Origin of the sequence: Nocardioides sp. (assembly GCF_036493135.1) — a bacterium.
Lineage (GTDB): Bacteria > Actinomycetota > Actinomycetes > Propionibacteriales > Nocardioidaceae > Nocardioides.
The window spans coordinates 1-22,111 of sequence record NZ_DASXQG010000042.1; the positions used below are offsets into that span (position 1 = coordinate 1).

Annotated in this window: 21 protein-coding genes and 1 pseudogene; 11 read left to right on the forward strand and 11 right to left on the reverse strand. The window is 70.5% G+C overall.

Annotated elements, in window-relative coordinates:
- Window positions 1-151 precede the first annotated feature (151 nt).
- Window positions 152-1,003: an SDR family NAD(P)-dependent oxidoreductase gene (locus VGJ24_RS06490; protein WP_331499697.1), complete on the forward strand. Its 852-nt coding sequence runs from the start codon at window positions 152-154 to the stop codon at window positions 1,001-1,003.
- A 70-nt stretch (window positions 1,004-1,073) separates the two neighbouring features.
- Here the strand turns inward: VGJ24_RS06490 and VGJ24_RS06495 are convergent.
- From VGJ24_RS06495 to VGJ24_RS06515, 5 genes and pseudogenes are all read right to left on the reverse strand, one after another.
- Window positions 1,074-2,207 (reverse strand): annotated as a pseudogene (locus VGJ24_RS06495) (alpha/beta fold hydrolase); the annotation flags it as partial.
- Between the two features lie 73 nt (window positions 2,208-2,280).
- Entirely contained in the window at window positions 2,281-4,089 is a 1,809-nt protein-coding gene (locus tag VGJ24_RS06500) for a PKD domain-containing protein (protein WP_331499698.1), read from the reverse strand.
- A gap of 126 nt (window positions 4,090-4,215) precedes the next feature.
- Window positions 4,216-4,938 carry a lytic transglycosylase domain-containing protein gene (locus tag VGJ24_RS06505; protein ID WP_331499699.1) on the reverse strand — a complete coding sequence of 241 codons (723 nt, stop codon included), beginning with the start codon at window positions 4,936-4,938 and terminating at the stop codon, window positions 4,216-4,218.
- 270 nt (window positions 4,939-5,208) lie between these two features.
- Complete coding sequence (locus VGJ24_RS06510; RefSeq protein ID WP_414691045.1) at window positions 5,209-6,591, reverse strand: PhoH family protein; 1,383 nt, start codon at window positions 6,589-6,591, stop codon at window positions 5,209-5,211.
- A 257-nt stretch (window positions 6,592-6,848) separates the two neighbouring features.
- Entirely contained in the window at window positions 6,849-7,625 is a 777-nt protein-coding gene (locus VGJ24_RS06515) for an isoprenyl transferase (protein ID WP_331499753.1), read from the reverse strand.
- Window positions 7,626-7,707: 82 nt separating this feature from the next.
- Between VGJ24_RS06515 and trhA the strand changes: the two genes are divergently transcribed.
- Both trhA and VGJ24_RS06525 read left to right on the forward strand, forming a co-directional pair.
- On the forward strand, window positions 7,708-8,421 hold the full coding sequence (gene trhA / locus VGJ24_RS06520) for a PAQR family membrane homeostasis protein TrhA (RefSeq protein WP_331499700.1): 714 nt from the start codon (window positions 7,708-7,710) through the stop codon (window positions 8,419-8,421).
- Between the two features lie 93 nt (window positions 8,422-8,514).
- The gene (locus tag VGJ24_RS06525; RefSeq protein ID WP_331499701.1) at window positions 8,515-8,868 is read left to right on the forward strand and encodes a hypothetical protein; all 354 of its coding nucleotides are present in this window, start codon (window positions 8,515-8,517) and stop codon (window positions 8,866-8,868) included.
- Window positions 8,869-8,887: 19 nt separating this feature from the next.
- On the opposite strand, the gene VGJ24_RS06530 is transcribed toward VGJ24_RS06525, so the two are convergent.
- From VGJ24_RS06530 to VGJ24_RS06545, 4 genes are all read right to left on the reverse strand, one after another.
- Window positions 8,888-10,576 (reverse strand): HAMP domain-containing sensor histidine kinase, encoded by a 1,689-nt coding sequence (locus VGJ24_RS06530; RefSeq protein ID WP_331499702.1) that lies wholly within the window; start codon window positions 10,574-10,576, stop codon window positions 8,888-8,890.
- Between the two features lie 90 nt (window positions 10,577-10,666).
- Entirely contained in the window at window positions 10,667-12,628 is a 1,962-nt protein-coding gene (locus VGJ24_RS06535) for a thioredoxin domain-containing protein (protein ID WP_331499703.1), read from the reverse strand.
- Between the two features lie 183 nt (window positions 12,629-12,811).
- A complete protein-coding gene (locus VGJ24_RS06540; RefSeq protein WP_331499704.1) occupies window positions 12,812-14,032 on the reverse strand; it encodes a HAMP domain-containing sensor histidine kinase in 1,221 nt (406 codons plus the stop codon).
- A complete protein-coding gene (locus tag VGJ24_RS06545; protein WP_331499705.1) occupies window positions 14,029-14,679 on the reverse strand; it encodes a response regulator transcription factor in 651 nt (216 codons plus the stop codon). The genes VGJ24_RS06540 and VGJ24_RS06545 overlap by 4 nt, the downstream gene beginning before the upstream one ends.
- A gap of 120 nt (window positions 14,680-14,799) precedes the next feature.
- Here VGJ24_RS06545 and VGJ24_RS06550 point away from each other — a divergent pair, with 120 nt between their 5' ends.
- The 6 genes from VGJ24_RS06550 to VGJ24_RS06575 all read left to right on the forward strand — a co-directional run bounded on the left by VGJ24_RS06550 (window position 14,800) and on the right by VGJ24_RS06575 (window position 19,819).
- Window positions 14,800-15,132, forward strand: a complete 333-nt coding sequence (locus VGJ24_RS06550; RefSeq protein WP_331499706.1) for a hypothetical protein — start codon at window positions 14,800-14,802, stop codon at window positions 15,130-15,132.
- A gap of 7 nt (window positions 15,133-15,139) precedes the next feature.
- The gene (locus tag VGJ24_RS06555) at window positions 15,140-15,727 is read left to right on the forward strand and encodes a hypothetical protein (protein WP_331499707.1); all 588 of its coding nucleotides are present in this window, start codon (window positions 15,140-15,142) and stop codon (window positions 15,725-15,727) included.
- Between the two features lie 282 nt (window positions 15,728-16,009).
- Complete coding sequence (locus tag VGJ24_RS06560; protein ID WP_331499708.1) at window positions 16,010-17,194, forward strand: hypothetical protein; 1,185 nt, start codon at window positions 16,010-16,012, stop codon at window positions 17,192-17,194.
- Window positions 17,187-17,909: an ABC transporter ATP-binding protein gene (locus VGJ24_RS06565; protein ID WP_331499709.1), complete on the forward strand. Its 723-nt coding sequence runs from the start codon at window positions 17,187-17,189 to the stop codon at window positions 17,907-17,909. The genes VGJ24_RS06560 and VGJ24_RS06565 overlap by 8 nt, the downstream gene beginning before the upstream one ends.
- A complete protein-coding gene (locus VGJ24_RS06570; RefSeq protein WP_331499710.1) occupies window positions 17,906-19,129 on the forward strand; it encodes an ABC transporter permease in 1,224 nt (407 codons plus the stop codon). The genes VGJ24_RS06565 and VGJ24_RS06570 overlap by 4 nt, the downstream gene beginning before the upstream one ends.
- 84 nt (window positions 19,130-19,213) lie before the next feature.
- Window positions 19,214-19,819: a class I SAM-dependent methyltransferase gene (locus VGJ24_RS06575; protein ID WP_331499711.1), complete on the forward strand. Its 606-nt coding sequence runs from the start codon at window positions 19,214-19,216 to the stop codon at window positions 19,817-19,819.
- Window positions 19,820-19,834: 15 nt separating this feature from the next.
- Here VGJ24_RS06575 and VGJ24_RS06580 read toward each other — a convergent pair whose 3' ends face one another.
- Window positions 19,835-20,095, reverse strand: a complete 261-nt coding sequence (locus VGJ24_RS06580; RefSeq protein ID WP_331499712.1) for a hypothetical protein — start codon at window positions 20,093-20,095, stop codon at window positions 19,835-19,837.
- A 28-nt stretch (window positions 20,096-20,123) separates the two neighbouring features.
- Entirely contained in the window at window positions 20,124-21,023 is a 900-nt protein-coding gene (gene mca / locus VGJ24_RS06585) for a mycothiol conjugate amidase Mca (protein ID WP_331499713.1), read from the reverse strand.
- Here mca and VGJ24_RS06590 point away from each other — a divergent pair.
- Both VGJ24_RS06590 and greA read left to right on the forward strand, forming a co-directional pair.
- Window positions 21,022-21,447, forward strand: coding sequence for a DUF4307 domain-containing protein (locus VGJ24_RS06590; RefSeq protein ID WP_331499714.1), 426 nt, complete (start codon window positions 21,022-21,024; stop codon window positions 21,445-21,447). The two genes, mca and VGJ24_RS06590, sit on opposite strands and share 2 nt — an antisense overlap.
- Before the next feature lie 183 nt (window positions 21,448-21,630).
- Window positions 21,631-22,107, forward strand: coding sequence for a transcription elongation factor GreA (gene greA, locus VGJ24_RS06595; RefSeq protein ID WP_331499715.1), 477 nt, complete (start codon window positions 21,631-21,633; stop codon window positions 22,105-22,107).
- The last annotated feature ends 4 nt before the right edge of the window (window positions 22,108-22,111 follow it).

Consider the following 22,111-nt stretch of genomic DNA (forward strand, 5'->3'; position numbering starts at 1 on the left):
CAGCTGACTGGCGCACTCCAGGCCGATGCCGTCGCTGGCGCCGGTGATCACGAAGGTGGTCACGGGTGGGTCATGCCCTCGACGTCCAGCGCGGTGTCGAGCTCCTCCTCGGTGATCTCGCCGCGCTCGACGTGGAGCGGATGACGCGGCCTTGACGGGTGAGACGACGTACGTGATCACCGGCGGGTCCGACGGCATCGGGCTCGAGTGCGCCAGCCAGATCGCGAGGGCCCGGCCGGACTGCCGGATCGTGCTGCTCGGCCGCAACCCGTCCCGTACCGCGGCCGCCGTCGGGCGCATCCGCGCGGAGTCACCGCGGTGCCGGGTCGACTCGCTGCTGTGCGACTTCGCCGACCAGTCCGCCGTACGCCGGCTGGCCGAGGACCTGCTCCGCACCTGCGACCGGATCGACGTCCTGGTGAACAACGCCGGCACGGTCTTCGCGCGGCGGGTCCTCACCGCCGACGGCATCGAGTCGACGTTCGCGGTGAACCACCTGGGCGGGTTGCTGCTGACCGAGCTGCTCCTCGACCGCGTCCGAGAGAGCGCACCCGCGCGGATCGTGTTCACGTCGTCCGCAGGCCACTACTCCGGCACGCTCGACCTCGACGACGTCGGGTTCGAGCGCGGGTACTCGGTGATGCGCGCCTACGCGCGCTCCAAGCTCGCCAACGTCCTCACCGCGCGTCTTCTCGCCCGCCGCCTCGACGGGAGCGGGGTCACCGTGAACTCGCTCCACCCGGGAGCGATCTCCACCAACATCTGGAGCCGGGCGCCGTGGTTCGCCCGACCGGTGCTGGCGCTGATGAAGCGGCGGATGGAGCGCCCGGAGGTCGGCGGCTCGAGGCTGGCGTACCTCGCGACGAGCCCCGAGGTCGAGGGACAGACCGGCGGCTACTACGACGGCAACCGGCTGCGCGAGCCGTCCCCACTCGCCCAGGACGACGCGCTCGGACAGCGGCTGTACGACGTGAGCGCGCGGCTCGTGGGGCTGCCGGTCTGACCGGCTTCTCCTCCCCGGCCAGGAAGGTCTCGATCTCGCGGACCAGATGCGGCCACGCGGGCTCCTCGGCCATCGCGATGTGGTTGCCGCTGTCGACCAGGTGCAACCGGCTGCCGGGGATCAGCGCGGCCAGCTCGCGCGCCTGCGACTTCGGCACCCGGCGGTCACGCCGAGCGTGCACGATCAGGGTCGGACACCGCACCTGCGAGGCCAGCGGGGAGACGTCGAGGTTCGCGAAGGTGTCGAGGAACCGCACCACGTTCTCCGTGGACGTCGTCGCGCGCTGCAGGGCGTTGAAGGCGTCCCAGCGACCACGGTCGGCGTCGGGCAGGAACTGCGCGGCGAAGACCTGGCGGTACGCCGGGTCGTCGCGGCGCCACCCCACCCGGCCCACCTGGAGGTCGAGCGCCGCCTCCTCCCGCTCCTCCTCGGTCGCGGCACGCGCCAGCCGCCCACGCGCGTAGGCGCCGATCAGCACGATCCGGGTGACCCGCTCCGGGTGGCGTACGGCGTAGGCGATGGCGACGGCGCCCCCCTGGGACATGCCGAGCAGGGGGAACCGGTCGAGGCCGACGGAGTCCACCACGAGCTCGAGATCCTCGACCCAGGCGTCCAGGCTGAACTCGCGCACGTCCCAGTCGGACAGGCCGCTGCCGCGCTCGTCGTACCGGATCAGGCGGCGACCGGCCGAGAGCGCGTCGATCCAGTGGGCCCAGATCGGGCTGTCCCACTCCAGGTCGAGGTGCGTCAGCCAGTTGGCGGCCTTGACCAGCGGGGCTCCCGACCCCGTCGACGCCCAGGCGATGCTGACCCCGTCCGGCGACGTGCAGTACCGGATCTCCTGTGTCGTGCTCCGGCGGTGGCTCACCTCGACCGGAATGGCGGCATCGGGGGCTTCGTCCCCCACCGCCGCGACGAACCGGTAGCCGACCCCGTGCACGGTTGCGATCAGCCGTTGCCCTCGCCCGTCGTCCCCGATCGCCTTGCGGGCGGCCTTAAGCCGGCTGGTGAGCGTGGAGTCGCTGACGAACCGGTCTCCCCACACGGCGTCGAGCAGCTCGGTCTTGGGGACCACCCGGTCGCGGTGGGTGACCAGGTAGACCAGTACCTCGAACACCTGGGGCTCCACGTGGACGGCCGTCCCACCGCGACGGAGCTCGAAACGCGCTGGGTCCAGCTGACAGCTCTCGAACGTGAAGACCATGACCTTCGTCGGCCATTGTCCTCAGCCCGGACCGGGGGCCACAAGCACTTATGGACGTCCCGGTGCTGCGGGGTCAGCGGTGGGACAGGCTCGCCTTGTGGGTCATCGTCGCGGACCGGTTCTTGACCTCGTCGGTCGCCCACACCTTGTAGACCAGGGTGCCTTTGCCCAGGTGCGCCGCCTTGGCGGACCAGGCGTGCTGAGCGTCGACCTTCACGCGGAGCGTCCTGCTCTTCGCGAACGCCTTCGCCTTGGTCGCCGCCTTGATCCAGTGGTGGGTCTTGGCGTCGTAGCCGTACCACGCGCCGCCACGCTTCTCGACGATCTGCAGCGCGACCTTCTGGACACCGGTACCCGCGTCCGTGGCCGTGCCGCGCAGGGTCTTCCACGCCGCGACGGAGTGCTTGTGCCGCGGCAGGTGGAGCTTGACGACCGGAGCCGCCGAGTCGACCTTGACCGAGACGGCAGAGGAGTCGATCGGTGCGGAGCTGTTGCCCGCCTGGTCGGTCAGGGTCACGCGCGGCGTGAACGTGCCATGGGACTTGTAGACGTGGGTGAGGGTCGTGCCCGTGGCCCAGTCCGCCGACGTGCCGTCGCCCCAGTCCACGGTGCGGGCGATCTTGTTGTCGGGGGTCACGTTGTCGTGGATCGCCGTCTGGACGAGGTTCACCTGGGTGTGTTTCGCCCACGCGGTCGCCCGGTTCATGTGGAACGAGCCGGTCGGTGGCTGGGTGTCCGTGGCCGCGTTCGGGGCGGGGTACGCCGCGAGGTACGGCTTGTGGTTGTTCGTGCCGTTCACCACCTCGCCGGTGAAGTCGCCGCCCACCCACAGGGTTCCTTGTGTCGAGGTGAACGCCCAGGTCCCGGGGTAGGCCCCGATGTGCCTCGGCAACCAGCGACCGTCCGGCAGCCCGCTCCCGATGAACACCGCCACCAGCTGCTTGGCCGGCACCGGGTTCTGCGGCGATCCGGAGCTCCAAACCCCTTCACCGAAGTGACCGCCGTAGTAGACGTGGCCGTCACCGGGCACCCAGGCGGCCTGGAAGTCGCCCGTGCCCCGGATGGTGTGCCAGGGCGGCTGGCCGGTGGCGAGGCTGAACGCGCCGCCGGCGTTGCCCGAGGTCGCGACGTAGGCGTTGGTGCCGTCGGTCTGAACGTCCCAGTACTGGTCGCAGCTCGAGCACAGCTTGGCCGGCGCCCAGCCGGTCAGGGTGTTGGTGGACAGGTCGATGGATGCCAGCTCGTTGCGAGCCACGCCGTTGATGTGGGTGAACGAGCCGCTCAGGATCAGCCGGGTGCCGGTCAGGGCCAGGCCGAGCACGTCGTTGTCGGCCGAGAACGTGAAGCTCCCGTCTCGCTTGCCGGTGGTGGCGTCCAACGCACCGATGCCACGCTGAGCGACACCCCCGACGCTGGTGACCTTCCCCGCCACGTAGACGTCGCTGCCGTAGGCGATCAGGTCGCGCACCGTGCCGGCCGCGGCCCCCTTCCACGACGAGACCAGGGTGTGGTTGGCGACGTTGACGGCCACGACGCCCCGGTGGGTGACGCCCTCGACGGTGGTGAACCTGCCACCGGCGTACAGCGTGGACCCGTCGGGTGAGAGCGCCAGCGCACGCACGTCGTTGCTGGCGTGCAGCATCCACAGGAGGGCGCCCGTGGACTCATTGACCGCAGCGATCCCGCCGGTGCCGTCGAGCTTCCCGCCCAGGTAGACCACGTTGCCGCCGTCGAGAAGGGCATGCACCGGGCCGTCGGGGTTCCACGCCAAGGGGCGCGGCTCAGCGCGATAGATCGCGTGTGCCGGTCCGGCGAAGCCGAGCAGTGCGACGAGCGTCGCCGTCGCCGTGGCGCACAACGCGAACGTGCGAGTCCCCCGCATGGTGTCCCCCATCCCCTCGTCCCATGGGGAGCGTAGGGCGACGACACACGGTGGAAACAGGGGTGTGGACGCGTTTGCCCAATCTTGTGTACGCGGTCGTTCGTTGCGCGCGGGGGACCCGGTCGGTCAGTACCAGCCGTGGCTCTGCTTGAAGCCCCACGCGCCGCAGGGTGAGCCGTAGCGTTCGGCGATGTACCCCAGCCCCCACTCGATCTGGGTGGCGGGGTTGGTCGCCCAGTCCGCGCCGGCGGAGGACATCTTGGATCCGGGGAGGGCCTGGGGGATGCCGTAGGCGCCGGACGAGGAGTTCTCGGCGTTGACGCGCCAGCCGCTCTCACCGGCCCACAACGGGATCAGGCAGGACATCTGCGAGCTGTCGAAGCCGAACTTGGGCAGGAGTGCCTCGGCGATCCCCTGCGCGTCCCCGGAGGACAGGCTCTCCTGGCCGCCGACAGCGGGTCCGGTGGAGAGGCCGAGCGCGGCGGCCTTGGCCGGGTCGCGCTTGGTACGCCGGTCCGCGCGCGACAGCGCGGTGCGGTCGGCCGACCGCGACACGACGGCGCTGCGGTCCTGCACGTCCGCGGTCGGGGTGTCCGAGCTGTCGTTGGAGGCGACCGGCGACAGGGAGTCGGCGAAGCTCACCGCCGTGCCGGGCGACTGGACGACGCCGGTCGCGACCGCGACTCCGGTCGCGGCTGCGGCGAGCCCGGTCAGGGTGACCGTGCCGCGCAACGCCTTGCGGGCGGTGCGGCGTTTGTCGCCGATGTGGCGGGGTCCGGACAGGGCAACAGGCTGCGTCGGAACAGGCGCAGCCCGGTGCTTGGGCAGGTACTGCTGCTGAGGGGGCACGAGAGCATTCGGGGGTAGACGACTCGGGTGCGCCCCCCACCTCGACGAGAGCCGAGTTCACTCGAATCGGCGGAGGACCGCCCTGCCACCTTGCATGAGTTGGGGGGGCCGTGCAAACCGAACAGGCGAGAAAGTAGTGGAAATGTGGATGAGTTCAGGACTCACGAGTCACACCGAACACACCGAGCACACCAGTCCCAGCTCACAGCGGGAGATGGTCACGGAACGGTCACGGCGTACGACGTGCGTCGCGGCCGGACCGGGCCGGGGTCAGAGCGCGACGTCCTCCAGCATCTCGGTCACCAGGGCGGCGATCGGAGACCGCTCGGATCGGGTCAGGGTGACGTGGGCGAAGAGCGGGTGGCCCTTCAGCTTCTCGACCACCGCGACCACGCCGTCGTGCCGCCCGACCCGCAGGTTGTCGCGCTGGGCGACGTCGTGGGTGAGCACCACCTTGGAGTTGGCCCCGATCCGGGACAGCACGGTCAGCAGCACGTTGCGCTCGAGCGACTGTGCCTCGTCGACGATCACGAAGGCGTCGTGCAAGGAGCGGCCGCGGATGTGGGTCAGCGGCATCACCTCGAGCATGCCCCGGTCGAGCACCTCCTCGATCACGTCGCGCGAGGTGATCGCGCCGAGGGTGTCGAACACCGCCTGCGCCCAGGGCGACATCTTCTCCGACTCCGAACCGGGCAGGTAGCCGAGCTCCTGGCCCCCGACGGCGAACAGCGGGCGGAAGACCACCACCCTCTGGTGCTGGCGGCGTTCCAGGACCGCCTCCAGGCCTGCGCACAGCGCCATCGCGGACTTGCCGGTGCCGGCGCGGCCGCCGAGGGAGACGATGCCGACCTCGGGATCGAGCAGCATCTCCAGCGCGATCCGCTGCTCGGCGGAGCGCCCGTGGATGCCGAACGCCTCCCGATCACCGCGGACCAGGTGGACGTGCTTGTCGGGTCCGACGCGCCCGAGCGCCGTCCCGCGCTCGGAGAGCAGGACCAGACCGGTGTGGCAGGGCAGCTCCCGGGCGGACTCGAGGTCGGTGGAGCCGACGTCGTACAGCTCGTCGAGCACGGCCGCCGGCACCTCGAGCTCGGCCATCCCGCTGTAGCCAGGATCCGAGTCGCCGGCGTGCTCGGCGTGGTACTCCTCGGCCCGCAGGCCGACCGCCGACGCCTTGATCCGCATCGGGAGGTCCTTGGAGACCAGGGTGACGTCGCGGTGCTCGTTGGCGAGGTTGCGGGCGACGGCGAGGATCCGGGTGTCGTTGTCGCCGAGCCGGAAGCCGGACGGCAGTGACTCGGGATCGGTGTGGTTGAGCTCGACCCGGATCGAGCCGCCCTCGTCGCCGACCGGGACCGCCTCGTCGAGTCTGCCGTGGGTCACCCGCAGCTCGTCGAGCACGCGCAACGCCGTGCGCGCGAAGAAGCCGAGCTCGGGATGATGGCGTTTCGCCTCGAGCTCGGTGATCACGACGACGGGCAGGACCACCTCGTGCTCGGCGAACCGGCGCATCGCGCCCGGGTCTGCCAGCAGCACGCTCGTGTCGAGGACGAACGTGCGCACCGTGGCCTTCTGCCCGGTCGCACGCGTGGTCCGTCGGGTCCCCTGCTTGGCCTGCGGCACCAGACACCCCTCACCAGACCGTGCGGGCACCCCACGCCCGGTCCTGTTCTCCCTCTGCGTGGCGGACCGGGAAGGAACCCGAAGGCCGGAGTGCCGACCTCGCTGGGCGCGGCCTGGCGGCCGAGCCGCACGGCCGACTGCACCGCGCTTGCTGATCGTGAAGTATCACGAACGGGCCTCCCGATTCGATGGGGTTTCCCCAACCCATCGATGCCGCGAAACTACGCCCGTCGTCCGGGGATTGCGGGAGACACGCTGAGGAGGTGTCTTCGGCAATCACGACCGGGTCAGGAGCCGAACCGACGCTCTCGTTGGGCGTAGGCCCGGATCGCGCGCAGGAAGTCGACCTTGCGGAAGTCGGGCCAGTAGGCCTCGCAGAAGTAGAACTCGCTCTGCGCGCTCTGCCACAGCAGGAAGCCCCCGAGCCGCTGCTCGCCCGACGTACGGATCACGAGGTCGGGATCGGGTTGGCCCTTGGTGTAGAGGTGTTCGGCGATGTGGTCGACATCGATCACCTCGGCCAGCTCCTCCAGGCTCGTCCCACGCTCGGCGTGCTCCTGGAGCAGCGAGCGTACGGCGTCCGCGATCTCGCGCCGGCCGCCGTACGGCACGGCGACGTTGACCAGGATCCCGTCGATGTCGCGGGTCGACTCCTCGGCCTCCTTGAGCCGGTTCGCCAGGGCGGCCGGCAGCAGGTCGAGGGCGCCCACCGGGTGGATCCGCCAGCGGCCCTGCTCGGCGAGCTGCTCCACCGCGTCGCCGATCACGCCCAGCAGGCCCTCGAGCTGCCCGGGCGGCCGGTTGAGGTTGTCGGTCGAGAGCAGCCACAGCGTGACCACCTGCACCCCGACCTCCTCGCTCCACTCCAGCAGCGGCTCGATGTTGGCCGCGCCGGCCTGGTAGCCGTGGGTGCTGTCGCCGCCGACGCCCTTGGCCCAACGGCGGTTGCCGTCGAGCATCACGCCGATGTGCTGGGGGATCCGGTCCTTCGGCAGCGCCTTGACCATGCGCGCCTCGTAGGCGGGGTAGAAGAGACGGCGTACGCGCTCTTTCAGCTCCGGTATCGCCGCCACCCCTCGATGGTAACCGGGGGCGGGCACCCACGAAGCAGCAACGGCGACCTTGCCTCGCCGGTATCGTCACCGCATGAGCGACTCGATCCGAGCGGGTCTCGACTCTCTCGCCCAGCACGTGGCCGAGAGCGTCGCGAAGCCGCGGCTGCGCGGGTGGTTGCACCTGGGCACCGCACCGGTGACCCTCGCCGCGGGTGTCGTCCTGATCGCGCTCTCGCCGACCGCGGCCACCCGCCTCGGCTCGGTGGTCTACGTCGTCTCGTCCGTTCTCCTGTTCAGCGTCTCCGCGATCTACCACCGCGGCCGGTGGTCGCCTCGCGTGACCGGGGTCCTGCGACGGCTGGACCACTCCAACATCTTCCTGCTGATCGCGGGCACCTACACGCCGTTCAGCCTCCTTCTCCTGCAAGGCACGGATCGGGTGGTGTTGCTGAGCGTGATCTGGCTCGGCGCGTTGCTGGGGGTGGGGTTCCGCGTCCTGTGGATCGACGCGCCCCGATGGCTGTGCGTGCCGATCTACGTCGCGCTCGGGTGCGCGGCCGTCTTCGTCCTGCCCGAGTTCGCCGCCGGGTCCGAGCGGTACGGGGTCGGCATCGGCACCGCCGTGCTGGTGCTGATCGCCGCCGGCGGGGTGCTGTACATCCTCGGCGGCGCCGTCTACGGGTTCCGTCGACCTGATCCGTGGCCGCGCTACTTCGGGTTCCACGAGGTGTTCCACTCGTTCACCGTCCTGGCGTTCGTCGCCCACTACGTCGGCATCTCGCTCGCGACGTACTCCCTGCGCTGAACACCGAGTCGCCTTGCGCCGACTCGGCGTGAACCCGCTCACGTCGGGACGGATCGCGGAACATCTGACCGGCGCCCGTCGTCACACCCTGCGATGCCTGATCAGAAGACCCATGCCCTGAACTACCCGACCGTGGTCGCCGGTGCGGTCGCTGCGGCAACCGCGACCGCGCTCTCCAGCCAGCTCGGACTGCTGGGGACGATCCTGGGAGCCGCCATCGCCAGCGTGATCAGCGCGGTGGTGACCAACGCCCTGGGTGGGTGGATCGCCCACCTGCACGGCGCCACCCGCGAGCACAATCCCCTCCCGTTCCAGCGGTTGCTGGTCGGGGTCCTCGCGATCACGCTCGTGGTACTGGCGTTCCACACCGGGGTCGACCTGCTGACCCGGGGCATCCCGGCCGACAGCTTCGCCGGAAGGCTGGTCGCGCAGGTCGGTCTGCGCTGAGCAGACGACGGGCGACGGATCAGCAGGGGATGCGCACGGTGAACGTCGATCCCTGACCCTGCGTCGAGTCCACGGTGATCCGTCCGCCGAGACGGGTGACGATGCGGGCGCAGATCGCCAGGCCGATCCCTGAGCCCGGGAACTCCTCGGTGCGCGCGTCCGGAGTACGGCGTGAGATGTCGAAGATGGTCTCGAGAAGGTCGGCCGGGATGCCGATCCCCTCGTCGCTGCACCGGAACTCCACCGCTCCGTCGGACCGGGTGAGATGCAGTACGACGCGGCCGCGCGGCAGGCTGAACTTGACCGCGTTCCCCACCAGGTTGGCGAAGACACGCGCCAGAGCGTTGGGGTCGACCATCGCCCACAGGTCCTTCGGGGTGTCGAGTTCGAAGCCGACCCCACGTAGACGTGCCTCGGTCTCGGCATGGTCGCACGCGTCGCGCAGCATCTGGACCAGGTCGACCTCGGTGAGGTTGTCGGCGCCCTCCTCGGCGCGAGCCATGGCGAGGAGGTCGTCGACCAGGTTCGACAGGCGGTCGGCGCTCCGGCGGATCGCCTCGACGGGGTGCGAGCCCGCTTCCGCGAGACGTCCGTCGGACTCGAGCAGCTCGGTGTTGAGGGCGATCGCGGTCAGCGGGGTCTTCAGGTCGTGCGTGATCGACGCGACGAGGTCGCGCCGGTACTGGTCGAGCCGCATCAGCTCCTCGACGATCTCCTGGTCGCGGCGGCGTCCCTGGACCTGGTCGGTCACGGTGCCGAGTCGACGGCCGAGTGCGAACACCGCCTCACGGTCACTGTCGGTCCAGGGCTCGTCCTCGGCCCGACGGAGCACCAGCAAGGCGCCCCGGCTGCCGGTGCCGTCACCGATCGCGGCGAGCAGTGCCTGCTCGTGCCCGGTCACGGCCGCCAGCCGGCCGAGCAACGGAGCCGACTCGTCGGTCAGCGTGGTCTCGTCGCTCAGGCAGGCGCCGATCATGGGCTGGAGCAGGGTGCACACGTCCGTGCCCAGTCGCTCGGCGACCTCCGGCGGGTACGACGCGGCCTCGGCGTGGACACCGGGCTCGAGCTCCGCGCAGGTCCAGGCACCGCGGGCGCGCATCATCTCCCCCAGCCTGCCGGCCACCGACTCGAGCAGCGACGGCACGTCCTCCGCGGCAGCGGCGGCCTGGAGTACGCCCTGGGCGGCGTAGGACATCCGGAGCCGTTCGGTCAGGACGTCCTGCCGGCGCAGCCCGGTCAGTGCGAGCCGCGCCTGCTCGGCGTACAGCTCGACGAGCTCGCAGGTGCCCGCCGGCGGGTGGGCGATGTCGACCGGACCCTCCGTGGTGAGGACGCCGAGGAGCTCGCCGTCCGCAGCGTGCAACGGTGCGACCAGCAGGCCGAGGTGGTCGGCGACGTAGAGCGAGGTCTCGGGCACGTTGGTCGGCACCTCGACGTAGGACAGCGTGCGCCGCTCGGTGGCGTGGAGCCGCCCCAGCTGCTCGGCGTCGGCGAGGAGATTGGCCAGGTCGGAGCGGCGCCAGCGGAGCCCGTCGACGAGCCCGGACGACGGCTCGCCGACCACGGTCATGACCTCGAGCCACTCGTCGTCGATGACCCGGCTGATCATGGCCGCTCGGGTGTCGACGACCTCCCTGACGGATTCGGCGATCCGTGCCACGTCGTCGACGAGCTGCTTGTCTGCGGGATGGACCGCGCCGCTCCCCATTGGGTGCGCATCACCCGCGGCTGGTCCCCCCAATGCCGATCACCTTCGGTCCGCCGCAGGCCCCCCGGTCGCGGTCGTTTGAAGGTTAGGTCAGCGTCCAGAGGGTGGAAAGAATTTGCCAGGCGATAGCACCGGATGGTCACAAACGTTGCCACGACAGACGTACGCCGCGGGTGTGCCGTCGACCGGACCCCGGCCCTCGAGCAGCAGAACGGCGTCGCTCGGGCCCTCCGCGACGACGACGACCGCACCCGGCCACCGGCGCGCCTGACGCTCGAGATCGTCGCGCTCAGGGCCGCCAGGACCCACCACCGCGATCTCCGGCGCCCCGTCGACGAGAGACTGGGCGGCCGCCAGGGACCAGCCTGCGAAGCGGGGAGCGCGCCGCGCCAGCTCGGACACGCCCGCCAGGGCCTCGTCGGCCGCGTCGCGCCATCGCCCGTCGCCGGTGAGCGCGTGGGCCGCGAGGAGTGCGTGGATCGTGGCCGAGGTGCCCGAGGGGCTGGCGTTGTCGCCCGGGTCGCGCGGCCGGGCGACCAGCCGCTCGCCGTCGGAGGGCGTGTCGAAGAAGCCGCCGTCGTCGGCCCTGAAGTGGGTGAGCGCGGCGTCGAGGAGGTTTGTGGCGCCTGCCAACCAGCGCTCGTCTGCGGTCGCGCCGCACAGGGCGAGGAACCCGGCCGCGACCGCCCCGTAGTCCTCGAGCACGCCGGCCGGGCCTCCAACCCGGCCGTCGCGGGAGACCCGGCGCAGCCGGCCGTCGACGAGGTGGACAACATCCAGGAACTCCCCCGCCGCGAGTGCGGCGTCGACGTACTCCTCACGGCCGAGCAGACGACCGGCGTCGACAAGGCCGCAGATCGCCAGGCCGTTCCAGGCGGCGACGACCTTGTCGTCACGCTCCGGCCGCACTCGCTGCCCGCGCGCGGCCAGCAGGCGGCGTCGTACGTCGTCGAAGCGGCGCCAGTCCTCCGGATCGCGCGGAAGCTGGAGGGTCGAGCTGCCGTGCTCGAAGGTGCCGGTGACCTCGAACAGCCCGGTCGCCCAGCGGCCGTCGTCCTCGCCGAGGACGTCGGTCAGCTGCTCCGGGGTCCAGACGTAGAAGCGCCCCTCCTCACCCTCGCTGTCGGCGTCGAGCGCCGAGGCGAACCCGCCGTCGGGAGTGCGCAGCTCGCCGAGCATCCAGTCGGCGGTGCCGGCGGCGACCCGATCGCCCAGCGGGGTTCCCCAGCGGGCGTAGAGGCCGACCAGCTGGGCGTTGTCGTACAGCATCTTCTCGAAGTGCGGTACCACCCAACCGGCGTCGACGCTGTAGCGGGCGAAGCCGCCGGCCAGCTGGTCATGGATGCCGCCGCGGGCCATCGCCTCGAGGGTGCCGTCGAGCATGCGCCGGGCCGCGTCGTCGTCCGGTCGGCGCCGCAGGAGCTCGAGCACCATGCTCGGCGGGAACTTCGGCGCGCCCCCGAAGCCACCATGCGCCCGGTCGAAGTCCGATGCCAGCGCGACTACGGCGGCATCGAGGTCGTCGGCGGTGAGTGCGGCCCCCGTGAGCGAGACCTCGCGAGCGAGATGGTCGCGCACGGTGCCGGCCGCACGTCGTACGTCGTCGGGCCGGTCGCGCCAGGCCTCGGTCAGTGCGGAGAGCACCTGCCGCAACGCCGGCTGTCCGCCGCGCGGTCGGTCGGGGAAGTAGGTGCCGGTGAAGAACGGGCTTCCGTCGTGGTCGAGCACCACGGTCATCGGCCAGCCACCGTGGCCCGTCATCGCGACCGTCGCCTCCATGTACACCGCGTCGACGTCCGGTCGTTCCTCACGGTCGACCTTGACGCAGACGAACTCCGTGTTCAGCTGGGCGGCCGTGGCAGCGTCCTCGAACGACTCGTGCGCCATCACATGGCACCAGTGGCACGCGGCGTACCCGACCGACAAGAAGATCGGTACGCCGCGACGCCGCGCCTCGGCGAACGCCTCGTCGCCCCACTCCCACCAGTCGACCGGGTTGTCGGCGTGCTGGAGGAGGTACGGCGACGTGGCCGTGCTCAGCCGGTTGGGCATCCGTCCACGCTAGCCGCGCTGCCGTGAGGGTCGCAGCGGGCGCAGTGATACACGCAAGTGATCCCACGAGGATCACCATCACCGTTTGCCATTGGCAGCACAGCTGCGACCGGGGCCGGCATCACTCAGGCGTCGTGCGCTCCAGGGCCTGGGTTTGGGCGAGCTTCAAGGGGGCGAAATCGGCTAGGGCTGTGGCGGCGAGTCGGTGCCGAGGTGCGTCCCTGGATCTGAGGACAGGTCGGTTCCACGCCGGGGGAGGCAGACGGTGATGTCCAGGCCGCCCGAGGGGAATGCGGACGCGTTCAGGGTGCCTCGGTGTACCGCGGTGATCGACGACACGAGGGTCAGGCCGAGCCCGAACCCTTCGTGGCGGGTTCGGTCGTCGAGCCGAGTGAACGGTAGGAAGAGTCGATCGACCATGTCGGCGGGAACGATGGTGCCGGTGTTGGTGACTCGTAGCACGGAGGCTTTGTCGTTCGTGGACGTTGAGATCGTGACGGTTCCGTCTTCGACGTTGTAGCGCTCGGCGTTGTCGAGGAGGTTTGCGACCAGGCGTTCGAGGAGCACCCCGTCACCTGTCACCGGTGCCTCGTCAAACTCTGTGATGGTCGTGATGTGATCGGTGGAGCGCCCTTCGAGTGCGTCCTCGGCGATGACTGCGAGGTCGAGGGGGTCGGTCAGCGCGCGGGTCTGCTCGTTGCGGGCGAGCACGAGCAGGGCCTCGATGAGGCGCTCGGCGTGATCGACGGCCTGGCGTACCTCTGTGGCCATCGACACCAGCTCCTCCCGGGTCGGCGCCGGCTTGGCGAGGACGACGTCGATGGCGGTGCGCATGACGGTCAGCGGAGTGCGTAGCTCGTGGCTGGCGTTGGCGATGAACTGCCGCTGGCTGGTGAACGCGCGGTTGAGCCGTTCGAGCATGTTGTCGAAGGTGTCGGCGAGCTCACGGAGCTCGTCGCGCGGGCCTTGTAGAGCGATGCGTTGGGACAGGTTCTGCTCGGTTGCCGCCCGGGCAGCTGCCGTGAGCCGGTGCACCGGCCGCAAGATGCGCCCAGCGGCGACCCAACCTCCCACCGCGGCCAGTACGACGACGGCCGCCAGCCCGAGCAGCGAATAGGTGAGCAAGTGGTTCAGTGTCGTGCTTCGCTGGGAAGCTGCGCCTGCCTGGACGGCGTTGGTGTACAGAGCCGTGCACTTGACCATGGCGCCGGGGCGACCGTGTGTCTGGACTGCCTGGACGCACCGCGCGACGGCTCTCTGGACCTCCGGCGTGATGGATGTCGTCGGGCTGTGCAGGCTGTGCGCGACCAGCACGTAGGTGATCGCGACGAGTGTGCCTCCGCCCAGCGCGAAGAGCGACGTGTAGAGCAGCGTCAGCCGTGACCGTGCGCTCAGGGTGCTCACAACCGGTAGCCCACGCCGACCACGGTCTCGATCACCGGCGGGTCGCCGAGCTTCCGGCGTAGCCGCCCGACGGTCACCGCGACGGTGTTGCTGAACGGATCGGCATGCGCGTCCCACACGTGTTCAAGCAGGTCCTCGGCGCTGACCGCCGCGCCGTCAGCGCCGAGCAGGCATTCCAGAACGCCGAACTCCTTGCGGGTCAGGGCCAGCGGGAAGCCGGCGCGGCTGGCGCGGTGCCGTGCGCGATCGACCGTGAGGTCGCCCCGCTGTACGAGCGCGGGAGACCCGGGCCCGCGTCGGCCCAAGGCCCGGATGCGTGCGATCAGCTCGTGGAAGGCGAACGGCTTGCCCAGGTAGTCGTCCGCACCCAGCTCCAGCCCATCGACCCGATCGTCGACGTCGGCGGCGGCGGTGAGCATCAGGATCCGGGCTGGCGAGCCGTCGCGCACGAGTTGGCGGCAGACCCGGTCGCCGTGCACTCGCGGCAGGTCGCGGTCGAGCACGAGTACGTCGTACGCAGTGCTGGTCGTGCGTTCCAGGGCCGCGGCGCCGTCATAGACGACATCGACCGCGAACCCAGCGTCGCGCAGGCCCTCACCGATCCGGTCGGCCAGCGCGATGTGATCCTCCACGACCAACACTCGCACGGGCTCATTGTGCGCGCTTCCGGATGACAACCGCCTAACAACGACTGTTCGGCTGGTGTCACCGCCTCGGCGCTAGAACGGATCCGGGATGGGACGTGGAGTCGCCTCGAAGGAGCAGCCATGATCCAGGCTGGCAGTGCGAAAGTCGCCATACGTCGCCGTCTGCATGACCCTGCCCGTCGCGGGATGCAGCGGCGGCGATCACCCGACATCCGACGGCCCACCGAAGGCAGAAGGGTCGCCGACGGCGACGTCAGCGGTCGCTTACTCGGCGTGCATGCGTTCCCATGGTGTACCGAACCGGCCGACCCCACGGTCGACTCCCAGGGCCGCCCCGGCTTCGTCATCGGCAACACCAGCATCGACATCGGCTCGGCTCAGTGGATGGCGGCCGACAAGTCGCCCGAGCACCCCGTAGGGATAGCCGGCGAGGTTCCGGTGGATGTGGGGTGAGGCACCCGTGAACGAGCTCATCGCAGTACGTCGCCGACAGCGGTTGCAGCCGCACTGGGCGGGCATCATCGCCGCCATGGTCCTGCTCGTGGCGGGTTGTGGCGGGCACCCGTCGTCTGCCGGCGGGTCTCCGGATGCGGGTGGGGGAACGTCGCCGACATCGGCCTCCGCCGTCGGCTTCTCCCGGTGCATGCGTTCCCACGGGGTGCCGGAATTCCCGGACCCCGACAGCAGGGGAGTTGTCCCCAAGGTCGTGCCGCAACAGGTCGCGGTCACCGCTTCCCAGCTCGAGCGAGCCCAGGCCGCGTGCGGCCACCTGCTCCAGGCGTCGCAGGCCCAGTCGCAGCAGACGATGAGCGGCATGCTGGACTTCGCGCGGTGCATGCGCGCCCACGGAGTGCGCGACTGGCCCGATCCCAGCACCGATAGCGACGGCGCCACTGTTTTCGACCTCCGAGGCCAGGTCAACCCGGATACGCCGCGCTTGGACGCCGTTTCTGGCGACTGCTCACATCTGCTGCACCCCGCTCCGGGTCAGAACGGCGCCGTTCTGTGCAACGGCATCGGCGAAGACGGCTGCCACCACTATGGATGAGCTGATGTGCACTGAGCGCGTCCGCGTCGTACGCCGGGCATGGGCGGTCACGCTGCTGGCAGCCGGGATCCCGGCTGCCCCGATGGTGGCGCTCCGCTGGTCACAGGATGTGGCAGTGGCAAATCGTCGTCCGCCGGTTCATCGCTTTCACACCGGTTCGAGGCGACGTTGGACGAGTGCGAGCGCCTGGACGGAGAGGACGCCCCGTACCAGTTCGAATGACCCGCACGCACCGGGCCGTCGTCGCACGACGTGCGGCGGGACCGACGTGAAGGAGACGCCATGAGTGCCCGGACAACAGGCACCGGGACGACTTCGGCCGCCGGCAAGCGCGCGCCCGTGAAGACCGGTGGTCGGCGTGGCCCCCGCCGGTGGTGGATCCTGACTGGGGTACTCGTGGTCGGTGCCGGCACGGTCGGAGCGGTGGTCGGTGGCGCGTTCGACAAGGGGCGGGACGCTGCCCGATCGAGCGAGGCCGCGTCGGCGACGTCGCTGTCGACCGTCACGCGTCGGTCACTGTCCGAACACACACAGGTCAACGGAACCCTGGGGTATGCGGGCTCCTACGCCGTGTTGGGACGCGCGCGCGGGACGGTGACCTGGCTCCCGAGGGCAGGTCAGGTCATCCGCGAGGGACAGGTGCTGTGTCGGGTGGACGGGCAGCCGCTGGTGCTGCTGTACGGCGCAAGCCCGGCATGGCGCACCCTCGCAGCGGGCGCGAGCATCGAGGACGTGACCGGGGCGGACGTGGCACAGCTGAACCACGCTTTGGTCACGTTGGGCTACGTCAACGAAGCCGACGTGGCCTCGACCTCGGACGAGTTCAGCTGGGCCACCCGGCTCGGCGTGGAGAAGCTGCAGGCCCACCTCGAGGAAGACCAGACCGGGAGGCTCGATCTCGGCCGTGTGGTGTTCCTGCCCACCCCAGCGCGGGTGACCGCGCTGCAGGCCGACCTCGGGGGACCGGCGAACGGCCCGGTGCTGCACGCGACGTCGACCACCCCGACGGTGAGCGTCGCGCTGGATGCGGGGATGCAGGCGGAGGTCAAGACCGGAGACCGGGTCGCCATCACGTTGCCCGATAGCAGCACCACCCCCGGCCGGGTCATCTCGGTCGGCAAGGCCGCCACGACCGCTCCCCCGGACGCCTCAGGACCGGGTGGGTCGACGCCGACGGTGCCGGTGCACATCAGGCCGACCCATCTGAGGACAGCCAGCGGCCTGGACCAGGCGCCCGTGGAGGTGTCGATCACCCATCGCACCGTGCGCCACGTGCTGGCCGTGAACGTGACTGCGCTGATGGCGCGATCGGGTGGCGGCTACGCGGTGGAGGTGGTGGACGGCGATGGGACCCATCACGTGGTGCCGGTCACCCCGGGGTTGTTCGACGACGTGGCGGGCATGGTGCAGGTGTCGGGGGCAGGGCTCCGGGCTGGACAGCGTGTGGTCGTGCCCGGCCATGAGTGACACCGATGCCAGGGTGGTGCTGGAGGTCGCCGGGGTGACCAAGACCTACCCCGGTGTCCCGCCGCTGACCGCGTTGCGGGAGGTGAGCCTGACCGTGGCCGCCGGGGAGCTGGTCGCCGTCGTGGGCCCCTCCGGTTCGGGCAAGACCACGCTGCTGCAGGTGATGGGCGGCCTGGACCGACCCTCGTCCGGCACGGTCATGATCACGGGACTCGACCTGGCGCGCCTGTCAGATCGTCAGCTCTCGACCCTGCGGGCGGGCCGGGTGGGGTTCGTGTTCCAGCAGTTCTTCCTCGCCGAGCACGCCACCTTGCTCGACAACGTCGCGGACGGACTTCTGTACGCCGGCGTGCCGATCGGCCGGCGGCGGGAACGCGCGGCCGAGGCGCTGGCCTCGGTAGGGCTCCCAGACCGGCTCCACGTGCGTCCGACGCAGATCTCCGGCGGGCAGCGGCAGCGGGTCGCGATCGCCCGCGCCCTCGTCGGCTCGCCGGCCATCGTCCTGGCGGACGAACCCACCGGCAACCTCGACCAGGCCACCGGACAGACGCTCCTGACGCTGCTCGAAGAGCTCAATGCCGGGGGCACCACGATCGTGTTGATCACCCATGACGAGCGCATCGCGGCGCGGATGCCTCGTCGGGTCGAGATGCTCGACGGGCGGATCGTCGGCGACGCCGGTCGCGCGAGGATCAGCAGGGGCGTCTACTCATGAGCATCACGGCGCAGCTGGGCACGCACCGGATGCGTCCGGCGGACCTGGCTCGCCTGGCGGTCGTGGGCATCCGGACTCGCAGGCTGCGCGCCGCCCTCTCCGCGCTCGGCATCGCGATCGGGGTGGCCGCGATCGTCGCCGTACTCGGCCTCTCCGCGTCGTCCCAGGCCGGACTGCTGGCCGAGATCGACCAGCTGGGCACCAACCTGCTCACCGTCGCCAACGGCCAGACCCTCGGCGGCCAGACTGCCGAGCTCCCGGTCGCCGCACCGGGCATGCTCGCCCGCATAGGCCCCGTCACGGACGTCCAGTTCACGGGCACCGTCGAAGGGGTCAACGCGTTCCGCAGTCGGCTCATCCCACCGATCAACACCAACGCGTTGTCCGTCCAAGCCACCAGCCTGGGACTGCCCTCCACCGTCTCCGCCCCGATGGCCGAGGGTCGTTTCCTCAACGCGGCCACCGCGCGGGAGCCGGTCGCCGTGCTCGGCGCCGCTGCCGCCTCCCGGATGGGCATCGGCCGGATCTACCCGGGTGAGCGGATCTGGATCGGCGCCAGTCCGTCGTCGGGGCAATGGTTCTACCTGGCCGGCGTACTCGAGCCGGCCTTGCTCGCTCCCGAGATCGACTCGGCGGTGCTCATCGGCTTCCCGGCTGCGGACAGATACCTCGGCCTCGATGGCCACCCCTCCCAGATCTACCTGCGCGCGACCACCGACCATGTCGACGCCGTCCACGACCTGCTCGCTCCCACGGCCGACCCGGAGAACCCCGGCCAGGTGGCCGTCAGTCGGCCCTCGGACGTCCTGGTCGCGCGCGCCGCCGCGAAGGGAGCGCTGAACAGCCTGTTCCTCGGCCTCGGCGCGGTTTCGCTGCTCGTCGGCGCCATCGGCGTCGGCAATGTCATGCTCATTTCCGTCCTCGAACGCCGTTCGGAGATCGGGCTGCGCCGTGCCCTGGGCGCCACCAAGGGAAACATCCGCGCCCAGTTCCTCACCGAAGCCATGCTTCTGGCGTTGCTCGGTGGGGCGGTTGGCATGGGGCTCGGCGCGGCCGCGACCGCCGTCTACGCCCGTACCCACAACTGGGAGGTCGTCATCCCGCCTCTCGCCTGGGCCGGCGGCGTGGCCTCCGCTCTCGCGATCGGTGCGCTCGCCGGACTGCTCCCGGCCGTCCGAGCCGCCCGCCTGTCCCCCACCCAAGCCCTCTGGAGCATGTGACCCCACGACCTCACAACGGTCGACCGGAGCGAGCTCGCTCGCACGGTGGCTTGGTCAACCCAGCGAGGGAGCAAGAATGGCGGCATGGACGCCGAGGCGTGGAACGAGCGCTACCGGGCGAGCGAGCTCGTGTGGTCGGCCGGGCCGAACCAGTTCGTCGAGACCGAGCTGTCCGGGCTCCCACCTGGCCGGGCGCTCGACCTCGCCTGCGGTGAGGGCCGTAACGCGATCTGGCTGGCTCGGCAGGGCTGGCAGGTCACCGCGGTCGACTTCGCCCAGGCCGGTCTCGACAAGGGGCGGATGCTGGCCGAGGCTCTCGACGTCGCGTGGGTGCGCGCGGACGCCACGACGTGGCGGGGCGATGCGTCGTACGACGTGTGCCTGGTGGCCTACCTCCAGCTCGCGGCCGCGGAGCGTGGCGCCGCGGTATCCAACGCCTATGACTCGGTCCGCACCGGCGGGACGTTCCTGTGGGTCAGCCACGACCTGAGCAACATCAGCGAGGGCGTCGGCGGCCCGACCGACCCGGCCGTCCTGATGACCGCGGAGGACGTGCTGACCGACCTCGGGGGGCGGGCGTTCGAGGTGCAGCAGGCGGGGCGGGTGGCCCGGCTGGTCGCGGACGGGCACCGTGAGGACTCGGCGGACACGGCCTGGGACTGCCTGGTCCGTCTGGTACGGCGCGACTGACGCGCACCGGGCGGCTCAGGTCTGGTGGGGCGTGGGCGGCTGGTCGGAGGTCTGGTCGGACGACTTCGGCTCCTCCTCGGGCTTCTCGTCCTCCTCGAAGACGCCGGCCTTCTGCGCCGCGTCGACCTTCTTCAGCTGCTTGGTGAAGCTGCGCAGGATGAAGACCACCGCCACGATCAGCGCGATCATCACCGCGAAGCCGACCCACCCGGCCACGACGTTGTTGTCGTCCGGCCTCGGGTCGGAGGCCAGCGCGAGAGCGACGACGTCGATCATGAGTCCATTGTCTCAGGTGTGGCCCGCGTCAGCGACCGCGGATCCCGGCGAACAGGTCGTCCTCCGGGATGGAGGTCTCGACGTGGCTGGTGACCAGCTCGAAGTCCTCGGTCGGCCAGGCCAGCACCTGGAGCTCACGCGAGACCGAGAACCACGGCCCGTCCGGATCGATCTGCGTCGCATGCGCCAGCAGAGCCTGGTCGCGGACCCCGAAGTAGTCGCCACACGGCACGCGCGTGGTGAGCCGCTTGTCCCACTCCTCGTCGCGCTCCCAGGTCTCGAGCCGCTCGGCGTACGGCGACTCGAGATCGTGCTCGATCAACAGGTCGTGGATCGCCTTGATCCGGGCGTAGCTCCAGCCGTGGTGGTAGTACAGCTTCTGGGGCTGCCACGGCGCACCGGCGTCGGGGAAGCGATCGGGGTCACCGGCCGCCTCGAACGCCGCGACGCTCACCTCATGACAGCGGATGTGGTCGGGGTGGGGGTAGCCGCCCTTCTCGTCGTACGTCGTGACCACGTGCGGCTTGAAGTCGCGCATCAGCCGGACCAGCCGCTCGCTGGACTCCTCCAGCGGCACCAACGCGAAGCAGCCCTCGGGGAGCGGCGGCTTGGGGTCGCCCTCGGGCCAGCCCGAGTCGACGAAACCCAGCCAGTCCTGGCGGACGCCGAGGATGTCGCGCGCCCGCTCCATCTCCTGACGGCGGACCTCGGTGATGTTGGCGGCGATGTCCGGGCGGTCCATCTTCGGGTTGAGGATCGAGCCTCGCTCGCCGCCGGTGCAGGTCACGACGTGCACGTCGACGCCCTCGGCGACGTACTTCGCGGTCGAGGCCGCGCCCTTGCTCGACTCGTCGTCGGGATGGGCGTGCACGTGCATCAGCCGGAGACCGGCCCCCGGGCGCGCGTCACCATGAGGGTCCTGGGACATGCGCGACAGCCTAGGTGGGAGCATCGACGGCGTGGAGCAGACCCTGAGCGAGCGGTACGCCGCGCCCCCGGCGTGGTGGCGACGAGCCACGATCGCGGCCGTCGCCGTGCTTGCGCTCGTCGGTCTCGCCTGGCTCGCCTGGGCGGCGTACACCGAGTCCACGCCCAAGGTGCAGTCGCAGCTGGTCTCCTTCCACGTCGTCGACGAGCACTCCGTCACGGCCCGGATCGACGTCCGCCTCGCCTCGGGCACGACCGACGCGACCTGCACGGTCGAGGCCCTCGCTGACGACCACTCGATCGTCGGCGAGCTGCATTTCACGCCGACGACGGGCACCAACCGGGTGACGGTCCGTACGGAGCGGATCGCCACCGCGGTGGAGCTGCCCGGATGCACCGCCGAGGGCCAGGACCGAGCGCGCTGAGGGCCACCTCGCGAGCACGCCCGCTTCGGTCTCGTTTATGGGTTTGGCGCCGGTGTCTTGGTAGACTCCTCTCTTCTGGCCGCGCCACGACGACGCAACCAGCACGACCTAGTCCTTGCCCGGTGGCGCACTCACACCGACACGACATAGCCGCGTACCCACGCGTCTCTGGAGGAGTTCCGCATGATCTGGCTGACTCAGCAGACCTTCGACCGGCTCACCGCCGAGCTCGAGGAGCGGCGCGGGCCCATCCGTGCCGAGATCGTGGAACGGATCAGCGCTGCCCGCGACGAGGGTGACCTCAAGGAGAACGGCGGTTACCACGCCGCCAAGGACGAGCAGGGCACGAACGAGGCGCGCATCCGCCAGCTCGAGGACATGCTGTCCGGTGTCACCACCGAGCCCGCGCAGGACGACGGCAAGGTGTCCCCGGGCAAGGTCGTGACCCACAAGTTCGATGGCGACGACGAGGAGTCGTTCCTGCTGGCGGCTCGAGACGTGGCCGACGACGACGGCATCGGCGTCAACGTGTTCTCACCGGAGTCACCCCTGGGAGCCGCGCTGGTGGGGCACTCGACCGGCGAGACCGTCGACTTCGAGCAGCCCAACGGCCGGGTCGCGAAGATCGAGATCATCAGCGCGGTACCTTTCTCCGCCTGACGGT

Bases quoted from the DNA above. Each gene is read 5' to 3' on its own strand.
- VGJ24_RS06500 (WP_331499698.1), bottom strand. From the start codon at position 4,089: ATGCGGGGGACTCGCACGTTCGCGTTGTGCGCCACGGCGACGGCGACG.
- trhA (WP_331499700.1), top strand. From the start codon at position 7,708: ATGAGCGACTCGATCCGAGCGGGTCTCGACTCTCTCGCCCAGCACGTG.
- VGJ24_RS06525 (WP_331499701.1), top strand. From the start codon at position 8,515: ATGCCTGATCAGAAGACCCATGCCCTGAACTACCCGACCGTGGTCGCC.
- VGJ24_RS06530 (WP_331499702.1), bottom strand. From the start codon at position 10,576: ATGGGGAGCGGCGCGGTCCATCCCGCAGACAAGCAGCTCGTCGACGAC.
- VGJ24_RS06535 (WP_331499703.1), bottom strand. From the start codon at position 12,628: ATGCCCAACCGGCTGAGCACGGCCACGTCGCCGTACCTCCTCCAGCAC.
- VGJ24_RS06550 (WP_331499706.1), top strand. From the start codon at position 14,800: ATGATCCAGGCTGGCAGTGCGAAAGTCGCCATACGTCGCCGTCTGCAT.
- VGJ24_RS06560 (WP_331499708.1), top strand. From the start codon at position 16,010: ATGAGTGCCCGGACAACAGGCACCGGGACGACTTCGGCCGCCGGCAAG.
- VGJ24_RS06565 (WP_331499709.1), top strand. From the start codon at position 17,187: ATGAGTGACACCGATGCCAGGGTGGTGCTGGAGGTCGCCGGGGTGACC.
- VGJ24_RS06570 (WP_331499710.1), top strand. From the start codon at position 17,906: ATGAGCATCACGGCGCAGCTGGGCACGCACCGGATGCGTCCGGCGGAC.
- VGJ24_RS06575 (WP_331499711.1), top strand. From the start codon at position 19,214: ATGGACGCCGAGGCGTGGAACGAGCGCTACCGGGCGAGCGAGCTCGTG.
- VGJ24_RS06580 (WP_331499712.1), bottom strand. From the start codon at position 20,095: ATGATCGACGTCGTCGCTCTCGCGCTGGCCTCCGACCCGAGGCCGGAC.
- VGJ24_RS06590 (WP_331499714.1), top strand. From the start codon at position 21,022: ATGCGCGACAGCCTAGGTGGGAGCATCGACGGCGTGGAGCAGACCCTG.
- mca (WP_331499713.1), bottom strand. From the start codon at position 21,023: ATGTCCCAGGACCCTCATGGTGACGCGCGCCCGGGGGCCGGTCTCCGG.
- greA (WP_331499715.1), top strand. From the start codon at position 21,631: ATGATCTGGCTGACTCAGCAGACCTTCGACCGGCTCACCGCCGAGCTC.